At 69.7% G+C, this 20,364-nt stretch carries 12 protein-coding genes, 2 tRNA genes and 1 pseudogene (1 of these 15 cut by a window edge); all 15 read left to right on the top strand.

Annotated elements, in window-relative coordinates; all coding sequences use genetic code 11:
- Positions 1 to 154 (top strand): annotated as a pseudogene (locus tag Q664_RS58380) (AI-2E family transporter); the annotation flags it as partial.
- A gap of 105 nt (positions 155 to 259) precedes the next feature.
- Entirely contained in the window at positions 260 to 961 is a 702-nt protein-coding gene (locus Q664_RS38100; protein ID WP_043407590.1) for a uracil-DNA glycosylase, read from the top strand.
- Positions 962 to 1,049: 88 nt separating this feature from the next.
- Positions 1,050 to 1,121 (top strand) — tRNA-Val (locus Q664_RS38095).
- 74 nt (positions 1,122 to 1,195) lie between these two features.
- On the top strand, positions 1,196 to 3,124 hold the full coding sequence (gene thrS, locus Q664_RS38090) for a threonine--tRNA ligase (protein ID WP_043407587.1): 1,929 nt from the start codon (positions 1,196 to 1,198) through the stop codon (positions 3,122 to 3,124).
- Positions 3,125 to 3,390: 266 nt separating this feature from the next.
- Positions 3,391 to 3,600 (top strand): 50S ribosomal protein L35, encoded by a 210-nt coding sequence (gene rpmI / locus Q664_RS38085; protein ID WP_043407585.1) that lies wholly within the window; start codon positions 3,391 to 3,393, stop codon positions 3,598 to 3,600.
- Between the two features lie 88 nt (positions 3,601 to 3,688).
- Positions 3,689 to 4,036, top strand: a complete 348-nt coding sequence (gene rplT, locus Q664_RS38080; RefSeq protein ID WP_043407583.1) for a 50S ribosomal protein L20 — start codon at positions 3,689 to 3,691, stop codon at positions 4,034 to 4,036.
- A gap of 155 nt (positions 4,037 to 4,191) precedes the next feature.
- Complete coding sequence (gene pheS, locus Q664_RS38075) at positions 4,192 to 5,241, top strand: phenylalanine--tRNA ligase subunit alpha (protein ID WP_043407580.1); 1,050 nt, start codon at positions 4,192 to 4,194, stop codon at positions 5,239 to 5,241.
- Positions 5,241 to 7,652: a phenylalanine--tRNA ligase subunit beta gene (gene pheT, locus Q664_RS38070; RefSeq protein ID WP_043407577.1), complete on the top strand. Its 2,412-nt coding sequence runs from the start codon at positions 5,241 to 5,243 to the stop codon at positions 7,650 to 7,652. The genes pheS and pheT overlap by 1 nt, the downstream gene beginning before the upstream one ends.
- A 110-nt stretch (positions 7,653 to 7,762) precedes the next feature.
- Positions 7,763 to 8,197 carry an integration host factor subunit alpha gene (locus Q664_RS63050; RefSeq protein ID WP_043407574.1) on the top strand — a complete coding sequence of 145 codons (435 nt, stop codon included), beginning with the start codon at positions 7,763 to 7,765 and terminating at the stop codon, positions 8,195 to 8,197.
- Positions 8,198 to 8,296: 99 nt separating this feature from the next.
- A tRNA-Pro gene (locus Q664_RS38060) sits at positions 8,297 to 8,373 on the top strand.
- Positions 8,374 to 8,454: 81 nt separating this feature from the next.
- Positions 8,455 to 8,679: an amphi-Trp domain-containing protein gene (locus Q664_RS38055; RefSeq protein WP_043407572.1), complete on the top strand. Its 225-nt coding sequence runs from the start codon at positions 8,455 to 8,457 to the stop codon at positions 8,677 to 8,679.
- A 213-nt stretch (positions 8,680 to 8,892) separates the two neighbouring features.
- Entirely contained in the window at positions 8,893 to 9,741 is an 849-nt protein-coding gene (locus tag Q664_RS38050; RefSeq protein ID WP_160174588.1) for an efflux RND transporter periplasmic adaptor subunit, read from the top strand.
- The gene (locus tag Q664_RS38045; RefSeq protein WP_043407567.1) at positions 9,738 to 10,694 is read left to right on the top strand and encodes an efflux RND transporter periplasmic adaptor subunit; all 957 of its coding nucleotides are present in this window, start codon (positions 9,738 to 9,740) and stop codon (positions 10,692 to 10,694) included. Before Q664_RS38050 ends, Q664_RS38045 begins: the two co-directional genes overlap by 4 nt.
- A complete protein-coding gene (locus Q664_RS38040) occupies positions 10,684 to 12,924 on the top strand; it encodes a peptidase domain-containing ABC transporter (RefSeq protein ID WP_043407566.1) in 2,241 nt (746 codons plus the stop codon). Before Q664_RS38045 ends, Q664_RS38040 begins: the two co-directional genes overlap by 11 nt.
- 168 nt (positions 12,925 to 13,092) lie before the next feature.
- Positions 13,093 to 20,364 carry the beginning of a non-ribosomal peptide synthetase gene (locus tag Q664_RS38035; protein ID WP_084610650.1) on the top strand. The gene runs 9,900 nt beyond the window's last position, so the window shows 7,272 of its 17,172 coding nt (coding positions 1–7,272); it begins with the start codon at positions 13,093 to 13,095; its stop codon lies off the right edge, out of view.

The following is a 20,364-nucleotide window of genomic DNA, read 5'->3' as shown; positions in this document are numbered from 1 at the left end:
GATCATCGCCATCCTGGCCTTTGGAGAGCTGTTCGGCTTCACCGGCATCCTGCTCGCGGTGCCCACGACGGCCATCCTCAAGGTGGTGCTGAGCGTGGTGGTGGAGCGCTACAAGCGGACCGGCCTCTACACGGGCGAGCAGCCCGCCCCCTGAGCCTCGCGTCCCCGGGCCCGAAGCCGTCCAGAAGAGTGGACGGTGGCGCGAGGGTAGGGCGGGGCGCTAGGGAAGGGGATCGTGGCGAAGAGCAATGCGACAGGGATGACGGGCGCGGCGGGGCTCGCGCGCCTTCACGAGGAGATCATCACCTGCCGGGCGTGTCCCCGGTTGGTGGAGTGGCGCGAGCAGGTGGCCCGGGAGAAGCGGCGGGCCTTCCGCGACTGGACGTACTGGGGCCGGCCGGTGCCGGGCTTCGGGGACCCCCAGGCGGAGCTGGTCATCCTCGGACTGGCGCCGGCGGCGCATGGGGCCAACCGGACGGGCCGGGTGTTCACCGGGGACCGTTCGGGGGACTTCCTCTTCGCCGGGCTGCACCGGGCGGGTTTCGCCAACCAGCCCCGGAGCGAGCACCGGGACGACGGCCTCGCGTTGACGGGGGCCTACATCGTCGCGCCGTGCAAGTGCGCGCCGCCGGACAACAAGCCCCTGCCCGAGGAACTGGCCCGGTGCGCCCCCTTCCTGGACCGGGAGATGGCCCTGTTGCCTGGCCGGGTGGTCCTGACGCTGGGGGCGATTGCCTGGAACGCGACGCTCGCCTGGCTGGAGAGGGCGGGGGTCTCCGTCCCCACGCCGCGGCCGTCGTTCGGACACGGGGCGGAGCTGGCCCTGCCGGGGGCCCCGGTGCTGCTGGGCTGCTACCACGTGAGCCAGCAGAACACGCAGACGGGGCGGCTCACCCCCGCCATGTTCGACGCGGTGATGGCCCGGGCCCGGGTGCTGATCGGAAATCGACGGGGAACATGACGCATCCATGTCGGTGTTTCCTTGACAGCTCCGGGCTGCCCATCGTATTCCCCGCCCACCTTCGACGGCGGCAGTCGCGGCGGCGAACGGGTCGTTAGCTCAGCGGTAGAGCACTACCTTGACACGGTAGGGGTCAGTGGTTCGATCCCACTACGACCCACTTCAGTACGGGTTTTCAACTGCGGGCGGCAGGGCTGATGAGCCTGCCGCCCGCGTTCTTTTCCGAGGTCTCGCATGGCGGATCAGATCACGGTGACCCTCCCCGATGGCAGCCAGAAGCAGGCGCCCCGGGGCACGACCATCGCGGACTTCGTGCGCGACAGCATCGGGGCGGGCCTGGCCAAGGCCGCCCTCTTCGCGCGCGTGAACGGCCAGGACATGGATCTGGCCCGTCCGCTCACCGAGGACGTGAAGCTGCAGATCTTCACCTCCAAGAGCCCCGAGGGCCTGGAGCTCATCCGGCACGACGCCGCCCACGTGGTGGCCAGCGCGGTGCAGCGGCTCTTCCCGGGCACGCAGGTGACCATCGGTCCGGCGACGGAGGAGGGCTTCTACTACGACTTCTTCCGCGAGAAGCCCTTCACGCCCGAGGATCTCGAGAAGATCGAGGCCGAGGCCAACAAGGAGATCGCCAGCAACCTGCCCTTCGTCCGGACCGAGATCTCCATGGACGAGGCGATCAAGCTCTTCGAGGACAAGGGCGAGAAGTTCAAGGTCGAGATCGTCAAGGACATCGCGGCCAAGGGCGCCAAGACGCTCACGCTCTACACCCACGGCGAGTGGGTGGACTTCTGCCTGGGGCCCCACGCTCCGAGCACCGGGAAGATCGGCGTCATCAAGCTGCTGTCCACCAGCGGCGCGTACTGGCGCGGAGACCATCGCAACCCGATGCTCCAGCGCATCTACGGCACGGCCTTCTTCGACAAGAAGGCGCTCCAGGAGTACCTCAACCGGATGGAGGAGGCCCGCAAGCGCGATCACCGCAAGCTGGGCAAGGAGCTGGATCTCTTCCACTTCCACCCGTACTCGCCGGGCGCGGCCTTCTGGACCCCCAAGGGCACCACGCTCTACAACACCCTGGCCGCCTTCATGCGCCGCATGACGAGCGAGACCGGCTACGTCGAGATCAAGACCCCGCTGCTCTACAACAAGGGCCTGTGGGAGACGAGCGGCCACTGGGGCAAGTACAAGGAGAACATGTTCCTCGTGCTCGACAACGACACGGGGGAACATGACTTCTCGCTGAAGCCGATGAACTGCCCCAGTCATCACCTGTACTACGGCTTCAAGAAGCACAGCTACCGCGACCTGCCCCTGCGCCTGCACACCCAGGACGTGCTCCACCGCAACGAGGCGGCCGGTTCGCTCGGCGGCCTCACCCGCGTGCGCCAGTTCGCCCAGGACGACGCCCACATCTACTGCATGGAGAGCCAGATCCCCGACGAGGTCCGGCGCTTCGTGCAGCTCCTGGATCGCGTCTACAAGGCGGTGGGCCTGTCCTACTCGGTGAAGCTGTCCACCCGGCCGGAGAAGCGGCTCGGCGATGACTCCCTGTGGGATCGCGCCGAGGCCGGCCTCAAGAGTGCCCTGGAGAGCCTGGGCCTGGAGTACGAGCTCAAGCCCGGCGACGGCGCCTTCTACGGCCCGAAGATCGACTTCGACGTGTCCGACAGCATCGGCCGCAAGTGGCAGCTGGGCACCATCCAGCTCGACTACCTCGCCCCCGAGCGCTTCGATCTCACGTACATCGGCGACGACAACGCCGAGCACCGCCCCGTGGTGCTCCACCGCGCCATCTTCGGCTCCTTCGAGCGCTTCATCGCCATCCTCATCGAGCACTTCGCCGGCGCCTTCCCCGCGTGGCTGGCCCCGGTGCAGGCCGTGCTCGTCACCGTGGCGGACCGCCAGCGCGACTACGCCCTCGAGGTGCGCGACCAGCTCCGGGCCAAGGGTTACCGGGTGGACTACGACGAGCGCGGCCTCACGCTCAACGCGAAGATCCGCGACGCCCAGCTCCAGAAGATCCCCTTCACCCTGGTCATCGGCGACAACGAGGTGGACGGCGGGGGCGTGTCTCCCCGGCGCTACGGCGGCGAGGACCTCAAGACCATGAAGCTGGAGGCCTTCGAGGCCCTCCTGGAGAAGGAAGCCGCCTGGCCGTGAGGCCCCTTGGGGGGGTCTGGGTCATTATCACCCCTTGACTCCCTCTCGCTGGCAAGTATCTTGCCCCCCCTTCAGAGGGGAGTACCTGCTCCCACTGTCTGAGGAGTTCTGCCGACTCCGGTGCCTGCTCCCTCGGCAAGCGCTCCGGCGCAGGCCGAGGGCGCGAAATAGTAGGACCCGGCTGGCGGCTTCCAAGCCGTCAGCCCTGACACACGCTGACGGCGATTCGCTGCGGCGGATGGGTAGTTGAAGGAAGGAACCGCAAGATGCCCAAGTTGAAGACCCGTAGCGGCGCCAAGAAGCGCTTCCAGGTGAAGAAGACCGGCAAGGTGAAGTTCGGCAAGGCCTTCGGTAAGCACCTCTTCACCCACGCCAAGAGCCAGAAGCTCAAGCGCGACCACCGCGGCACCGGCCATCTGAAGGACATGGATGGCAAGAAGGTCGTCAAGGAGATGTTCCCCTACGGGGCGAACTGAGCAGGATGCAGTAAAGAGGGCCCTGTCGGTGCGGTGAACAGCCGGAGCCGGGGGTTTTCAAACACCTCGCAGCAGTCAGGAGTCAGCAATGCGCGTCAAGAAGGGCGTCAAGGCTCGTCGTCGTCGTAATAGGATTTTGAAGCTGGCCAAGGGTTACCGCGGCCGTCGCAAGAACTGCTACAAGCGGGCCAACCAGGCCGTGGAGCGCGCGCTCGATTACGCCAGCCGTGATCGCGCCGTTCGCAAGCGCAACTTCCGCTCGCTGTGGATCGTCCGCATCAACGCGGCCGCCCGCACCGTGGGCCTGTCCTACTCGCGGCTGATCGCCGGTCTGGCCAAGAACAAGATCGCCCTCGACCGCAAGGTCCTGGCCGACATGGCCATCGCGGATCCCGCTGGTTTTGCCGCTGTCGCCAACATCGCGAAGGCGGCCTGAGTGATGACGGCTGGCCCCCTCGGCCAGCCTCGAAAGTGAGCGGCCGCGGTCTTCCTGTGAAGGCCGCTGCCACTCGCGGATTTGAAACGGGCTGCCCCCAGGGCGGCCCTTTTTTTTGGCCCCGGCCCGGCCGGGAAAAGGGAGGCGAAGTCCCCATGCGAGATCGCTTGCAGGCACTCGCGGACGCGGCGCGGCGGGAGATCTCCGTCGCCTCGGAGCCGTCCGCGGTGGAGGCGCTCCGAATCCGCTACCTCGGCAAGAAGGGTGAGCTGTCCGGCGTCCTCGGAGGGATGGGCAAGCTGCCCCCCGACGAGCGCCGCGCCCTCGGCGAGGTGGCCAACCAGGTCAAGGCGGAGATCGAGAAGCTCCTGGCCGAGGCCGTCCAGCGCGCGGAGGACGCGGCCCTCGAGGCCGAGCTTCGCGGCCCCAAGCTGGACGTGACGCTGCCCGGCCGCGCCGCGAAACCCGGCAGCCGCCACCCGGTGTCCCGGACGATGGAGGAGATCGTCCGCACCTTCCAGCGGCTCGGTTTCGAGGTGGCCCACGGGCCGGAGATCGAGCTCGACTACTACAACTTCGAGGCGCTCAACCTCCCGGAGAACCACCCCGCGCGCGACATGCAGGACACCTTCTACGTGGACGAGTCCTCGCTCGGCCACGCGAAGAAGGCGGACAGCTCGCCGCTGCTGCGCACGCACACGTCCCCGGTGCAGGTGCGCTTCATGCTCAACCGCAAGCCCCCGTTCCGCGCCGTCATGCCCGGCCGCGTCTACCGGCGCGACTCGGACATCACCCACACGCCCATGTTCCACCAGGTGGAAGGGCTGCTGGTGGACAAGGACGTCAGCTTCGCCGAGCTCAAGGGCACCCTGGATGCCTTCGTGAAGGCCTTCTTCGGCTCGGACACGCGCACGCGCTTCCGCCCGTCCTTCTTCCCCTTCACGGAGCCCTCGGCCGAGGTGGACATCTCCTGTACCTCGTGCGGCGGTAAGGGCTGCCGCATCTGCAAGCAGACCGGCTGGCTGGAGGTGCTCGGCAGCGGCATGGTGCACCCCAACGTCTTCAAGTACAGCGGCTACGACCCCACCGAGGTCACCGGGTACGCGTTCGGCATGGGCGTGGAGCGCATCGCCATGCTGCGCTACCGCATCGACGACCTGCGGATGATGTTCGAGAACGACGCGCGCTTCCTGGAGCAGTTCTGATGAAGATCTCGGTCAAGTGGCTCGGTGACTACGTGGCGCTGCCGGCGAGCGTCGACGAACTGGCGCGTAGGCTGACCGCCGTGGGTCTGGAGATCGAGGGCCTGGATCGCCCCGGCGAGGGTCTGCGCGGCGTGGTGGTGGCGCAGATCAAGGAGTCCGTCCAGCACCCCAACGCGGACAAGCTGTCCGTGACGAAGATCGACATGGGTGGCTCGGAGCTGCTGCAGGTCGTCTGCGGCGCCAAGAACTTCAAGGTCGGCGACAAGGTGCCGCTGGCCACCATCGGTACGAAGCTGCCCAATGGCGTGGAGATCAAGCAGGCCCCCCTGCGCGGCGTGGACAGCTTCGGCATGCTCTGCTCCGCCAAGGAGCTGGGCATCTCCGAGGAGTCCTCCGGTCTGCTCATCCTCTCGCAGGACCTGAAGCCGGGGACGCCCATCGCCCAGGCGCTCGGGATGGATGACGTGGTGATGGAGGTGAACGTCACCCCCAACCGTCCGGATGCCCTGTCGCACCTGGGCGTGGCCCGCGAGGTGGCCGTGGCCACCGGCGACACCCTGCGTCCTCCCCAGCCGAAGCTCGCCGAGTCCGGCGCCCCCGCCTCCGAGAAGGCCAAGGTGCGTATCGAGGATCCGGTGCGCTGCCCGCGCTACGCGGCCCGCGTCATCGAGAACGTGAAGATCGGCCCCTCGCCCCAGTGGCTCCAGGACCGGCTCAAGGCCTGCGGCGTGCGCCCCATCAGCAACGTGGTGGACGTCACCAACTTCGTCCTCCTCGAGTACGGCCAGCCGCTGCACGCCTTCGACCTGGACAAGGTGGCCGGCCAGGAGATCATCGTCCGCACCGCGAAGCCGGGCGAGAAGATGACCACGCTCGACGGCAAGGAGCGGGCGCTGTCGCCCGAGGACCTGCTCATCTGCGACCGCGACCGCGCCCAGGCCCTCGCCGGCGTCATGGGTGGCCAGGACAGCGAGGTGAGCGCGGGCACCACGCGCGTGCTGCTCGAGTCCGCCTACTTCCAGCCCTCCAGCATCCGCCGCTCCTCCAAGCGCTACGGCCTCCACACCGAGGCCTCGCACCGCTTCGAGCGCGGCGCGGACCTCGACGCCACCATTCCCGCCGTGGACCGGGCCGCGGCCCTCATCGCCGAGCTGGCCGGTGGCACCGTGGCCCCGGGCCGCATCGACGTGTACCCGCAGCCTCAGCCGCAGCGCCGCGTGACGCTGCGCTACGGCCGCGTGGAGAAGGCGCTGGGCGTGGCCATCCCCGAGGCCGAGTGCCGCCGCATCCTCGGCACCCTCGGCTTCAAGCAGGTGGAGGAGGGGAGTGGGCAGACGACCTTCGAGGTGCCTCGCGCCCGCGTGGACGTGGAGCGCGAGGAGGACCTCATGGAGGAGCTCGCCCGCGTCTACGGCTACGACAACATCCCCGCCAGGCTGCCCCGCGGCCTCGCCGAGCTGGGCCCCGAGCCGGCCACCGCCGAGGCCGAGCGCCGCGCCCGCCAGGCCCTCTCCGGCGTGGGGCTCAGTGAAGTGGTGAACTACTCCTTCGTCGCGCCGCGCTCCCTGGAGGTGCTGGGCGGGAAGGACAAGCCCGTCACGCTCCTCAACCCGCTGAGCGTGGAGCAGTCCGTCATGCGCACCAGCCTGCTGCCGGGTCTGCTGGAGAACCTCTCCCGCAGCGTCCGTCACCAGGTGGAGTCCGTGGCCATCTACGAGACGGGCCGCGCCTACTTCCAGGACCCCGAGGGTGGCCAGGGCCAGCGTCCCGCCGCTCGCGAGGTGCACCGCCTGGGAGGGCTCGTGTGGGGCCTGCGCGGCGGCCGGACGTGGACACAGAAGGACGCCCGGGCGGACTTCTATGACGCCAAGGGTGCCCTGGAGGCCGTGCTGCACGCGCTCCACGTGGACGGCGTCCGCTTCGTCCCCGCCGAGGCCCCCGCCTACCACCCCCGCGCCTGCGCCCGGGTGGAGCTGGCCGATGGCACCGTGCTCGGTCACGTGGGCGAGCTGCACCCGCGCGTCACCAAGGCCCTGGATCTCCCCCGCGACGTCTTCGTCTTCGAGGTGGACACGGCGCCCCTGTACGCCGCCTCCCGTCTGGTGCCCGAGTACCAGGGCCTGCCGCGCTTCCCCGCGGTGCTCCGGGACCTGGCCGTCGTGGTGCCCCTGACGCTCCAGAACGACGAGGTCCGCCGCGTCATCCTCGAGGTCGGTGGCCCCCTGGTGGAGGACGCCCTCATCTTCGACGTCTACACCGGCAAGCCCATCCCCGAGGGCCACAAGAACCTGGCCTACGCCATCCGCTACCGCTCCCCCGAGCGCACGCTCACCGACGCGGACGTGACGGCCGCCCATCAGCGCATCATCTCCGAGGTCAACCAGCGCCTGGGTGGTGCCCTGCGGACCTGACGTGGTGGGTTCGCGGGAAAACCTGAGTGAAACCGGTGGGTTGACAGCTATCAGGGAAGGCTGTCACAGTCCGCCGGGTTCACCGCAGAGAGGGGCGCGAAGGTACTCGCATGACCAAGGCGGACATCATCGAAGGGGTCTACGAGAAGGTCGGCTTCTCCAAGAAGGAGTCAGCGGAGATCGTCGAGCTCGTCTTCGACACCTTCAAGGAAACTCTGGAGCGCGGGGACAAGATCAAGATCTCGGGGTTCGGCAACTTCCAGGTGCGCCAGAAGAAGGCGCGCGTGGGCCGCAACCCGCAGACCGGTAGGGAGATCGAGATCTCGGCTCGCCGCGTGCTGACCTTCCGGCCGAGCGCGGTCCTCAAGGCCGCCCTCAACGGCGAGCAGATTCCCGAGAACCACTCGGAACTGGACGCCGCCGAGGACGCCGCCGCCGACGCGGCCGAGGCCGCGGGTCTGGATCCCGAGGATCTGGACGAGGAGCTGGAGGAGGTCGAGGAGTACAAGGCCTCCGCCAGCGGAATGAAGGCCAAGGCCGAGTGAGTTTTTGAAGGGCCGCCCGATCTCGTACTTGACCTGTGAGTCGGGTGACGGCATAAGGCAGCCCATCTCGCCGACGGGAACGCCGACGAGACGCCGCAACGGGGCGTAGCGCAGCCTGGTAGCGCACTTGCTTGGGGTGCAAGTGGTCGCTGGTTCAAATCCAGTCGCCCCGACCAAAGAAGGCCCTGGAGTTTCACCGCAAGGTGGGCTCCAGGGCCTTTGTTTTTTTGGCCTCCCTGACGGAAGCGAGCCGTGCAATGCCGAAGCGCCCCGAGCGAGACGTGGAGAAGACGTACCCGCGCAAGGACTTCGTCGCGAAGCTGCGGCGGTTGGCGGATGCCATCGAGGCCAGTGAGGCCTTCACCATCCAGGTCGCTGGCGAGCGTCTGCGCATCCCCGCGGATGCACTCTTCAACATCGAGCACGAGCGCGAAGAGGGCGTGGACGAACTCGAGTTCCAACTTCGTTGGAAGCGGGACTGAGCTCCCCCGGACGCTCGGCGGCCGGCCAGACCCAAGAGGGACCTGGCGGTTCACCCTGACTCGCCTGCCGTGAGCTTCGGGCCCGGCGGTAGATCCCCTACGATGCGGGCGATGGCTTCGCGCGTGCTCATTGGAGGGCTGGTCCTGCTCCTGCTCTCCCTCCTGGGAGGTGTGGCGTTGCTCCGCCCTCGTTCCCACCAGGAACGGAGTGGCGTGACGCCGTCCTCCGCGAACACAACGGAACGGGGCGCTCGGGAGGACACGGGCGACAAGGGTCTGCTGGGCGTGGTGATCTCGGATGCATCCGTGAACCTCGCCGCGCGGCTGGAAGGGCGCGTGGAGGACGTCCGGGTGCAGGTGGGCAGTGTGGTGCGCCGGGGGGAAATCGTCGCGACGTTGGAGTCCGCGAGCACGAGGCAGGAACTGGCCATCGCCGAGGCTGCCTTGCTGTCCAGCCGCGCGGAGCAGCAGGTGGCGGCGGTGTCCCTGAAGCAGGCCCAGGAGCGGTTGCAGCGGCGGGAAGACACGACACAGATCGCCGTGGGGGCCATCTCGCAGGAAGAGGTGTCCGCGGCGCGTTACGAGCAGCAGCTCTCGGAGGCGAAGCTGGCGCAGGCCCAGGCGCGCGTGCAGGAGCAGGAGGCTCGCGTGGCCCAGTTGCGCCAGCGCGTGGAGGAACTGGTGGTGCGCGCTCCCTTCGATGGACAGGTGGCCGGGCGCTTCACCCACCCCGGGGCGCTGGTGCAGCCGGCACAGGCGCTGGTGCACGTGCTCCGCCGTGGAACGCCGCAGGTGCGCTTCGCCATCCCCGCCCACCAGCTCCAGCGCGTGGAGGTGGGGCAGCCGGTGCGGGTGGAGGTGGCCGAGCAGAAGCTGACGCTCCAGGGCCGCGTGAGCCAGGTAGCGCCGGAGGTGGATGTCGCCTCCCTCATGATCTTCGCGCTCGCGGACGTGGAGGTGCCCCCGGGCGTCTTCGTCCCCGCGGGCACTCCCGTGCGGGTGAAGCCGGCGGCCCAGGAGCAGGCCCGGCAGGCTGACGGTGCGGTGGGGGCACGGCAGTGAGCGAGCAAGGCCAGGGCAAGCCGTCCATCTTCCGCAAGGAGGCGCTGGAGTACTACCAGCACTACCGCAGGCAGGAAGGCGATGTGTTGCAGCTCGCCCCTGGCTGGACGCGTTGGACGTACGCGGTGCTGATGGTCATGTTGGGCGTGGCGCTGCTCGCGTGCGTGATCGGCACGGTCTCCGAGTATGCCTCCGGGAGCGCGGTGGTGCGGATCGAGCGGCGCACGGAGGTGACGACGCCCGCTGGCGGCGTGGTGGCCTCGGTGCGGGTGCAGCCCGGCCAGCGCGTGGAGGCCGGACAGCTCCTGGTGACGCTGCAGTCCGAGGAGGAGCGCAATACGCTCACGCGCGTTCAGCACGAGCTGGAGCTGAACCTGGTGCGCTACATGAGGGACCTGACGGATCAGTCCGCCCGCCTGGCCCTGACGACGCTGAGGGCCGAGCAGGAGCTGGCCCAGGCCCGCGTGGAGGCTCGCTCCCTCCGCGCACCCGTGTCCGGAGTGGTGGGGGATCTGCGCATCCAGCCGGGGCAGTTCCTCACCGCGGGCACTCCCGTCGCGTCACTGGTGGAGGACGATGCGCCGGTGTTCCTGCTGGCCTTCCTGCCCGGCTACTACCGGCCCTTCCTCAAGCCCGGGATGCCCGTGCGCGTGGAACTGGATGGCTTCCACTACGACTACCGTGAAGTGCTCATCGAGTCGGTAGGCGATCAGATCATCGGCCCCACCGAGCTCAAGCGCTACCTGGGTCCGGACCTGGGGGACGCGGTGAAGGTGGACGGCCCCATCGTCCTGGTGCGGGCGAGAATCCCCTCGCGGACCTTCACCCACGATGGGCGGGTGCTGGATTTCTTCGATGGCATGCCGGCGCGGGCGGAGGTCGCGGTCCGCTCCGAGCCCATCCTCCTGACGCTCCTTCCGGGACTCAAGGCCCTCTTCCCCCATGAAGACTGAGCAGACGCCCTCCGAGCACAAGCCCGGGTTGTTGGAGCGCTTTCCCGCGCTCAAGCGGCTGCAGGAGCGGCTGAAGACCCTGCCCGACGTGCGCCAGTTGTCGGTGGCGGACTGCGGTGCCGCGTGCCTGGCCATGGTGCTGGGCTACCACGGCCGGGACATGAGCCTGGACCAGGTGCGCGAGGTGACCGGCATCGGGCGCGATGGCATCTCCGCGCGCACGATCCTGGAGGCGGGGCGCCGCCTGGGACTCCGGGGACGGGCCGTCTCCATCGATCTGGATCGGCTCGAGCACCTGCCAACGGGCAGCATCCTCCACTGGGACTTCAACCACTACGTCGTCTTCGATCGGGTCGTCCGCGGCCGGGTGCAGATCGTCGATCCCGCCCAGGGCCGGCGGCTCGTGTCCATGGAGGGCTTCAGCCGGCACTTCACCGGCGTGGTGCTCCTCTTCGAGCCGGGCGAGGACTTCCAGCGGGTGGCCACCCCTCGCGCCGGGGCCTTCCGCTACCTGGTGCCGCTGCTGCGCCAGTCCGACACGATCAAGCGCATCGTCGTGCTGTCGGCCACCCTCCAGCTCTTCGCGCTCGCCGTCCCCATGCTCATGGGCATGGTCGTGGACCGCGTGGTGCCTCGGGGCGACTACCACCTGCTGGCCGTGCTGGCACTGTCGCTGGCCGGGCTCGTCCTCTTCCACCTCATCGCCTCGCTGCTGCGCGGCCACCTGCTCCTGGAGATGCGCACCCGCATCGACTCGGGCATGACGCTCGGCTTCCTGGACCACCTGGTGGATCTGGCGTTCTCCTTCTTCCAGCTCCGCCCCGCGGGCGATCTGATGATGCGCGTGGGCATGCAGTCCAAGGTGCGGGAGGTCCTCTCCTCCACCGCCATCTCCACCATGCTCGATGGGACGATGGTGCTGCTCTACTTCGTGCTGCTCTTCCTCGTCAGTCCGTTGCTCGGGCTGGTGGTGATGGGGCTGAGCATCCTGCAGGTGCTCGTCTTCCTGGTGACCCGGGAGCGGCGGCGCGGCCTGCTGTCCCAGAGCCTGGAGCTGGATGCGAAGAACCAGAGCTACCAGATCGCCATGCTCACCGGCATGCAGACGCTGAAGTCCTTCGGCGCCGAGCGGCGGGCGGTGGAGTCCTATTCGCACCTCTACGTGGACGTGATGAACGTCACCCTGGAGCGGGGACGGCTGGGCCTCTGGGTGGAGTCGCTCACGAGCATGCTGCGGTTGGCCTCGCCGCTGGTGCTGCTGTTGGTGGGGGCCTATCAGGTACTCGAGGGGCACTTGTCCCTGGGCGAGATGCTGAGCCTCAACGCGCTGGCGGGCGCCATGCTGGTGCCGCTGGCCAACCTGATTGGCGCCGCCGGCGAGTTCCAGGTCCTGGGCAGCTACCTGGAGCGCATCAACGAGGTGCTGGACGCGCCACCCGAGCAGCCTCGCGACAAGGCGGGCACGCTGGTGACGCTCGAGGGCGCCATCGAGCTGGAGAAGGTGTCGTTCCGCTACGGCCCCTCCTCGCCCCTGGTGGTCCAGGACGTGTCGCTGAAGATCGAACCGGGGCAGATGGTCGCCATCGTGGGACGCTCGGGCGCCGGCAAGTCGACGCTGGCCAACCTGCTGCTCGGGCTCTACCTGCCCACCTCGGGCCGCGTCACCTATGACGGTCTGGAGCTGGTGAACCTGGACCTGCGCTCGCTCCGGTCACAAATGGGTATCGTCCTGCAGGATCCGGCCTTCTTCGGCTCGTCGCTGCGGGACAACATCACCCTGGCCAGCCCCGAGCTGCCGCTGGAGCGGGTGATCGAGGCCGCGAAGCTGTCCTGCATCCACGACGACATCATGGCCATGCCCATGCAGTACGACACGCTGCTGGTGGATCGCGGCTCGGCCCTGTCCGGAGGCCAGCGGCAACGGTTGGCCCTGGCGCGAGCCCTGGTGCACCGGCCCGCGGTCCTGCTGCTGGATGAGGCCACGAGCGCGCTGGATGCCATCACCGAGGCCCAGGTCCAGCAGGCCCTGGCGAGCCTGAAGTGCACGCGCCTCGTCATCGCCCACCGTTTGAGCACCATCCGCCGGGCGGACGTCATCGTCGTCATGGACGCGGGACGCGTGTTGGAGACGGGCAGCCACGAGGAACTGGTGGCGCAAGGCGGATATTACGCGAGGCTCGTCAACGCGCAGATGGAGCAGCCCGCGGCGCCCACGGCCCGGGCCGGATAGTCGCCGCCACCTCCCGCTCTCCGCGAATCCGAGAGGCGCTCGCTCCATTGATGGGCCCGGCGCTGAGCAGGCACTCGACCGTCCGTCCTTTCGCCTGAACTGTTCAGCAAGCGGCAATCTATACTGCCGCCGCTTTTGTGCGCCCGCCTCGCCCCCCCTCAGGAGCCCATGAGCCTTCCCGGTCAACCGTCCTCCGCCACCACGCTCCTGGAGTTGCTCGAGACGCGCGCCAGCGCCCAGCGTGAGCAACCCCTCTACACCTTCCTCGAGGAAGGGGAGGAACAGGTGGTGAGCTACGCGGCGTTGGACCTGCGGGCCCGGCGCATCGGCGCGATGCTCCAGTCCCTGGCACGGACCGGAGAGCGCGCCGTCCTGCTCTATCCGCCGGGCCTGGAGTACGTCGCGGGCTTCTTCGGCTGCGTCTACGCGGGGCTCGTCGCCGTGCCCGCATATCCGCCGGAGCCCACGCGGCTCGAGCGCACGCTCCCCCGGCTTCGCGCCATCATCCGCGATGCGCGCGCCAGCGTCGTGCTCACCATCTCCTTCATCCGGGAGATGGGCGAGAGCCTCTTCGAGCAGGCCCCGGAGCTGGCCGCGTTGCGCTGGGTGGCCACCGACGCCATCGACGAGGGCGTGGAGGCCGGCTGGCAACGGCCCGAGGCGACGCGCGACTCGCTGGCCTTCCTCCAGTACACGTCCGGCTCCACGGGCGATCCCAAGGGCGTGCGGCTCAGCCACGGCAACCTGCTGCACAACCTGTCCCTCATCTCGCGCGCCTTCGAGGTCCGCGCCGAGAGCGTGGGCGTCATCTGGCTGCCGCCGTACCACGACATGGGCCTCATCGGCGGCATCCTCCAGCCGCTCTACGCCGGCTTCCACACGGCCCTCATGTCCCCGCTCGCCTTCCTCCGGCGCCCCCGGCTCTGGTTGGAGGCGCTCTCCCGCTTCGGCGGCACCATCAGCGGCGGGCCCTGCTTCGCGTTCGATCTCTGCGTCCGCAAGGTGCCTCCTCCCGAGCGCGAAGGGTTGGACCTGAGCCGCTGGGATCTCGCCTTCTGCGGCGCCGAGCCCATCCGCCCCGAGGTGATGACCCGCTTCGCCGAGGCGTTCGCCCCCGCTGGCTTCCGCTCCGAGGCGTTCTATCCCTGCTACGGCCTCGCCGAGGGCACGCTGATCGCCTCGGGCGGCAAGAAGGGCGAGGGCATCCTCGTCCGCACCTGGGAGGCCGCGGCGCTGGAGCGCAACGAGGCCGTGGTGGCCGTGGATGGGCCGGGCGCTCGTCCGCTGGTGGGCTGCGGCAAGGTCATGCCCGAGCAGTCACTCCTGATCGTGGATCCGGAGACGCGGCGGGCGTGCCCCGAGGGCAGGGTGGGGGAGATCTGGATCTCCGGCCCGAGCGTGGCCCACGGCTACTGGGAGCGGCCCGAGGAGAGCGAAGCCGCCTTCCAGGCCACCGTGATGGAGGGGGGCCCGGAGCGGTTCCTGCGCACGGGGGACCTGGGTGTGCTCCACGGCGGCGAGCTCTTCGTCGTGGGCCGGCGCAAGGATCTGATCATCCTCCGCGGCCGCAATCTGCACCCGCAGGATCTCGAGCTGACGATGGAGCGGAGCCACCCCGCGCTCCGGCCCGGGTGCGGCGCGGCGTTCTCCATCGAGGTGGAGGGCGAGGAGCGGCTCGCGGTGGTGTACGAGGTGGATTCGCGCAAGCCCTGGACGCCCGATGAGGTGGTGGGCGCGGTCCGCCGCAGCCTGTCCGAGGCGCACGAGGTGCAGCTCCATGCGTTGGTGCTGCTCGAGCCCGGTGCCCTGCCGAAGACGTCCAGCGGGAAGATCCAGCGCCGCGCCTGCAAGGCCGAGCTGCTCGCCGGTTGGCCCCGCGCGCTCCTGTTCTGGCGGGATACGGACGGTGTGGCGCGAGGGCAGGGGACTCCGGCGCTGGAGGCCCCCGTCGATCCGGTCTCCGTCGAGGAGCTGGAGACCTGGCTCGTGGCCCGGCTCTCGGCGCGGCTGCGCGTGCGTCCGGAGGAGCTCGCGAAGGATGTTCCCATCACGAGCTTTGGTCTCGACTCACTCGCCGCCGTCGAGCTGGCCCATGAGATCGAGCATCTGGGCGCCGTCCTCCGCATGGACGAGCTGCTCCATGGGCCCACCGTGGCCGCGCTGGCTCGTACGATCTTCAACGCGCGTGACGCGGGGCTGCCGTCCATTCCCCGCCGTGCCGAAGGGGCAGGGGCTCCGCTCTCGTCCGCCCAGCAGCGGTTGTGGATCTTCGAACAGCTCGAGCACGGCAAGCCCGCATACAACCTTCCTTCCGCCCTCCGGCTCGTGGGTGAGCTGGATGTGCCGGCGCTCGAACGGAGCTTCACGGCGATCCTCGAGCGGCATGAGATCCTCCGGGCGACGTTCCTCGAGGTCGATGGCTCGCCCCGGCAGGTCATTTCGTCCGTGCCCCCGTCCGTGTTCCGGCTCGTGGAGCTCCAGGCCGTGCCTGGACGTGAAGAGGAAGCGCTCCGGCTGGCCCGGGAGGAGGCGAGTGCTCCCTTCGACCTCGTGCGCGGCCCGTTGATCCGGGTCACGTTGTTCCGTCTGGACGCTCGCGAGCACCTGCTCGTCGTGGTGATGCACCACATCGTCTCGGACGGTGCCTCCTTCGCCCTCGTGGCCCGGGAGTTGAGCGCGCTCTACGCGTCCTTGGCTCAGGGGGCCTCTGCCTCCCCGCTGCCGCTCCCGGTCCAGTACCCCGATTACGCGCTCTGGCGCCGGGAGCGGGAGACCGATGCGGCCCTAGAGGAGTCGCTCTCCTGGTGGCGGCAACGTCTGGCCGGTGCTCCCGCCGCCCTGGAGCTGCCCACCGACAGGCCTCGTCCTCCCTCTCCGTCGTATCGGGGCGCTCGCGTTCCGCTGCACCTCTCCGCGCCGCTCACCGCCCGCCTGGAGACGCTGGGCCGCGGCCAGGGCGCCACGCTCTTCATGACGCTGCTCGCGGCCTTCCAGGCCGTGCTGCTGCGTCACTCGGGCCAGGAGGACCTCTGCGTCGGAACTCCCGTCAACGGCCGTGACCGCGCCAGCCTGGAGGGGCTGATCGGCTGCTTCCTCGATCTCCTCGTCCTCCGCACGTCCCTGTCTGGCGATCCCTCCTTCCGCGAGCTGCTGGCCCGCACCCGGACCACGTCGCTCGAGGCCTTCGCCCATCGCGACGTCCCCTTCGAGCGCATCACCGAGACCCTTCCGTCCTCGCGTGACCGGAGCCGCTCGCCCCTGTTCCAGGTGCTGTTCGTCCTCCTGCCCGAGCCCGGCGCGGAGCTTTCGCTGCCCGGTCTGGAGGCTCGCCGCGTGGAGCTGGATCCGGGTGCCACGGCCTACGAGCTGACCCTGTCCCTCGCGCACGGTGCGAAGGGGCTGGAGGGCTGGCTCGAATACGCCACGGACCTCTTCGATGCCTCCACCGTGACCCGGATGGTGGAGCGGCTGCTCGTGGTTCTGGAGGCCGTCGTCGCCGACCCGGACCAACGGCTTTCCGCGCTTCCGCTGCTGCCGGAGCACGAGCGGCGCCAGGTGCTGGTGGACTGGAACGCCACGCGCACCGAGTACCCGGAGGCCTGCGTCCATGCGCTCTTCGCGGCACAGGCGGCGCGGACACCGGATGCGCTGGCCGTCGTCTGTGGCGACGAGTCGCTCACGTACCGGGAGCTGGAGCTGCGGGCCAACGCGGTGGCCCGGCGGCTTCGTGCCGCGGGCGTGGGTCCCGAGGTGGTGGTCGGCCTGTGCGCGGAGCGCTCGCTGGAACTGGTGACGGGACTCCTGGGCATCCTCGAGGCCGGGGGCGCCTATCTCCCGCTGGATCCCTCGTACCCCGAGTCCCGGCTCGCCTTCATGCTGGAGGACTCCGGAGCTCCCGTGGTGCTCGCGCACCGGCATCTGGTGGGGGCGCTCCCGTCCGGCACCCGGACCGTGGTTCCGCTGGATCCGCCCGGAGCGCCCGAACTGGCCGAGGAAGCCCCGGCGACCGGCGTGGGTCCGGACAACCTCGCGTACATCCTCTACACCTCCGGCTCCACCGGCCGCCCCAAGGGCGTGCTGATCCCCCACCGCAACCTCGCCAACTTCTTCACCGGCATGGATGCGCGCGTCGGCTCGACGCCGGGCTCGTGGCTCGCCGTCACCAGTGTGTCCTTCGACATCTCCGTGCTGGAGCTGCTCTGGACCCTGGCTCGCGGCTTCAAGATCGCCGTGCAGGGTGAACAGGGCGCGCTGGCCGCCGCTCCCCGCCGCACTCCACGCCGCAAGCCCCTGGGCTTCAGCCTCTTCTATTTCGCCGCGGACGATGGCGCGCGGCAGGACGGCGAGCCCTACCGGCTCCTCCTGGAGGGCGCGCGCTTCGCGGACCGCCACGGCTTCGAGGCCGTCTGGACCCCCGAGCGGCACTTCCACTCCTTTGGTGGGCTCTATCCCAACCCCTCCCTCACGGGCGCGGCGATCGCCGCTGTCACCGAGCGCGTGGGCATCCGCGCCGGCAGCATCGTCCTCCCGCTGCACCACCCCGTGCGCGTCGCCGAGAACTGGGCCGTCGTCGACAACCTCTCCAAGGGGCGCGTGGGTCTGTCGGTGGCGCCGGGTTGGAACGCGGACGACTTCGTCCTCGCGCCCGAGCGTTATGCCGAGCGCCGTGCGCTGGCCGTGCGCGACCTGGACACCGTGCGGCGGCTCTGGCGTGGAGAGGCTGTCTCCCTCCCCAGCGGCACGGGTGAGCCGGTGGAGGTCCGCATCCGCCCGAGCCCCGTGCAGCCCGAACTGCCCATCTGGCTCACCGCCGCTGGCAACCCCGAGACGTTCCGCGAGGCCGGCCGGCTGGGCGCGGGCGTTCTGACGCACCTGCTCGGCCAGCGATGGGACGAGCTGCGGGAGCGTGTGGCCCTCTACCGCGAGGCCTGGCGCGAGGCCGGCCACGCCGGCGAGGGACACGTCACGCTCATGCTCCACACCTTCGTGGGGCAGGAGCTGGACCGGGTGCGCGCGACGGTGGAAGGGCCCTTCCGCCGTTACCTGAGCAGCTCCGCGGACCTGATGCGCGGACTGGGGCGGACCTTCGGGTTGGAGCCCGCGTCCGTTCAGCCCGAGGACCTGGAGGCGCTCTCCCAGCGTGCCTTCGACCGCTACTTCGAGGAGGCGGGGCTCTTCGGAACGCCTCGGACCTGCCGCGAGCAGGTGGCGCGGATCGAGGCGCTCGGTGTGGACGAGGTGGCCTGCCTCATCGACTTCGGAGTGGACTCGGACACCGTGCTGGCCAGCCTGCCCGCGTTGGATTCCCTGCGGCAGCGCTCCGAGCGCGACTTCCGCCTCCAGGGACAGCACGGCCTGACGGTGCCCGCGCAGATCCGGCGCCATGGCATCACCCACCTGCAATGCACGCCCTCGCTGGCCCAGGCGCTGCTGTTGGAGCCCGACGCATCGGATGCGCTCGCGGGCCTGTCACGGTTGATGGTGGGCGGTGAGGCGCTCGCGGCGGACCTCGCGGCCCGGCTGCGCGGTGCGGTCAGTGGAGAGCTGTTGAACATGTACGGCCCCACCGAGACCACCATCTGGTCGTCCACGCACCGTGTGGAGGGGTCCTCGGGTCCGGTGCCCATCGGGACGCCCATCGCGAACACCTCGCTCTATGTGCTGGACGCGCGGTTGCGGCCCGCTCCCATCGGCGTGCCCGGTGAGCTGTTCATCGGCGGCGCGGGTGTCGCTCGTGGCTACCACGCCCGGCCCGAGCTGACCGCCGAGCGCTTCCTGCCGGATCCGTTCAGCGCCCAGGACGGCGCGCGGATGTACCGGACCGGAGACCTCGCGCGTTGGCGGGCGGATGGGACGGTGGAGTTCCTCGGCCGTGTGGATCATCAGGTGAAGATCCGCGGCTTCCGCGTGGAGCCCGGTGAGATCGAGGCCGCCCTGGAGAAGCACCCCGGCGTGCGGCAGGCGGTCGTGGTGGCCCGCGAGGACTCGGCCGGCGGTGCGCGGCTGGTGGCTTATGTCATCCACCGGCCGGAGGGAGCTCCCTCCACGGACGCGCTGCGCACCTTCGCTCGCCGGCTCCTGCCCGAGCACCTGGTGCCTTCCTCCATCGTGACGCTCGAGGCCTTCCCCCTCACGCCCAATGGCAAGGTGGATCGCAAGGCGCTGCCCGCTCCAGATGGACTGCGCGAGGCCGCTCGGGACTACATCGCCCCGCGCACCCGCACCGAGCGGCGTGTGGCGGAGATCTGGTCCGCCGTGCTGGGCGTCGAGCGGGTGGGGGCAGGGGATGACTTCTTCGCGCTCGGTGGGCACTCGCTGCTCGCCGCCCGCGCCATCTCCCGCCTCCGCGATGCCTTCGGCGTGGAGCTGGCCCTGCGTGAGCTGTTCGAGGCCGGTACCGTGGCCTCGCTCGCCGAGCGCATCGACGCGCTACCGAAGACGGCTCCACGGACGCCTCCCCTGGTGGCGGGCTCCCACGAGGGCGCGCTGCCCCTGTCCTTCGCCCAGCAGCGGCTCTGGTTCCTGGAGCAGCTGGATCCCCAGAACGCCGCCTACAACGAGGCCGTGACGGTCCGCGTCGAGGGGGTGCTCGACGTGGCGGTGCTGGAGCGCTGCCTCCTCGAGGTCGTCCGGCGCCACATGGGCCTCCGGACCACCTTCCGCGCCGAGGACGGCAAGCCGGTCCAGGTCATCTCCCCGGAGGTCCGGCTCCCGCTGGCCCGGGTCGACCTGACGGGGCTCTCCGGCTCCGCTCGGGCCGAGGCGGTCTCGCGGATCGCGGGCGAGGAGGCGCTACGGCCCTTCGCGCTCGTTTCGGGTCCGCCGCTGCGGGTCTCGCTGATGCGCCTGGGCGAGCGCGAGCATGTGCTGCTCGTCGTGCTCCACCACCTCGTCTCGGATGGGTGGTCCCTGGGCGTGCTGGTCCGCGAGGTGGCCGCGCTCTATCCGGCCTTCTCCGCGGGCCAGGCCTCGCCCCTGCCGGAGCTCTCGCTCCAGTACGTGGATTACGCCGCCTGGCAGCGTGGATGGTTGCGAGACGAGGCCCTGGAGGCGCAGCTCGCGTACTGGCGGACCCGCCTGGCGGGAGCGCCCCAATCGCTGGAGCTGCCCACGGATCATCCCCGGCCTCCGGTGCGCAGCTCCCGGGGCGCGAGCCGGCACACCCTCCTGAGCCCCGAGCTGTCCCAGGCCGTGAAGGACCTGGCCCACCGCGAGGGCGCGACCCCCTTCATGGTCCTGCTCGCGGGTTTCTCCACCCTGCTGTCCCGCTACAGCGGCCAGGATGACCTGTGCGTGGGCACGCCCGTGGCCGGCCGCGACCGCACCGAGCTGGAAGGGCTCATCGGATGCTTCGTCAACACGCTCGTGCTCCGCGTGTCGACCGCGGGCAACCCGTCCTTCCGCGAGCTGCTCGGCCGCGCCCGCGAGACCGTGCTGAGT

The organism is Archangium violaceum Cb vi76, from assembly GCF_000733295.1.
In the GTDB taxonomy this organism is placed as follows: Bacteria; Myxococcota; Myxococcia; order Myxococcales; family Myxococcaceae; genus Archangium; species Archangium violaceum.
The sequence above is the reverse complement of the archived record's forward strand: the minus strand, read 5'-3'. Positions and strand labels throughout refer to the sequence as shown.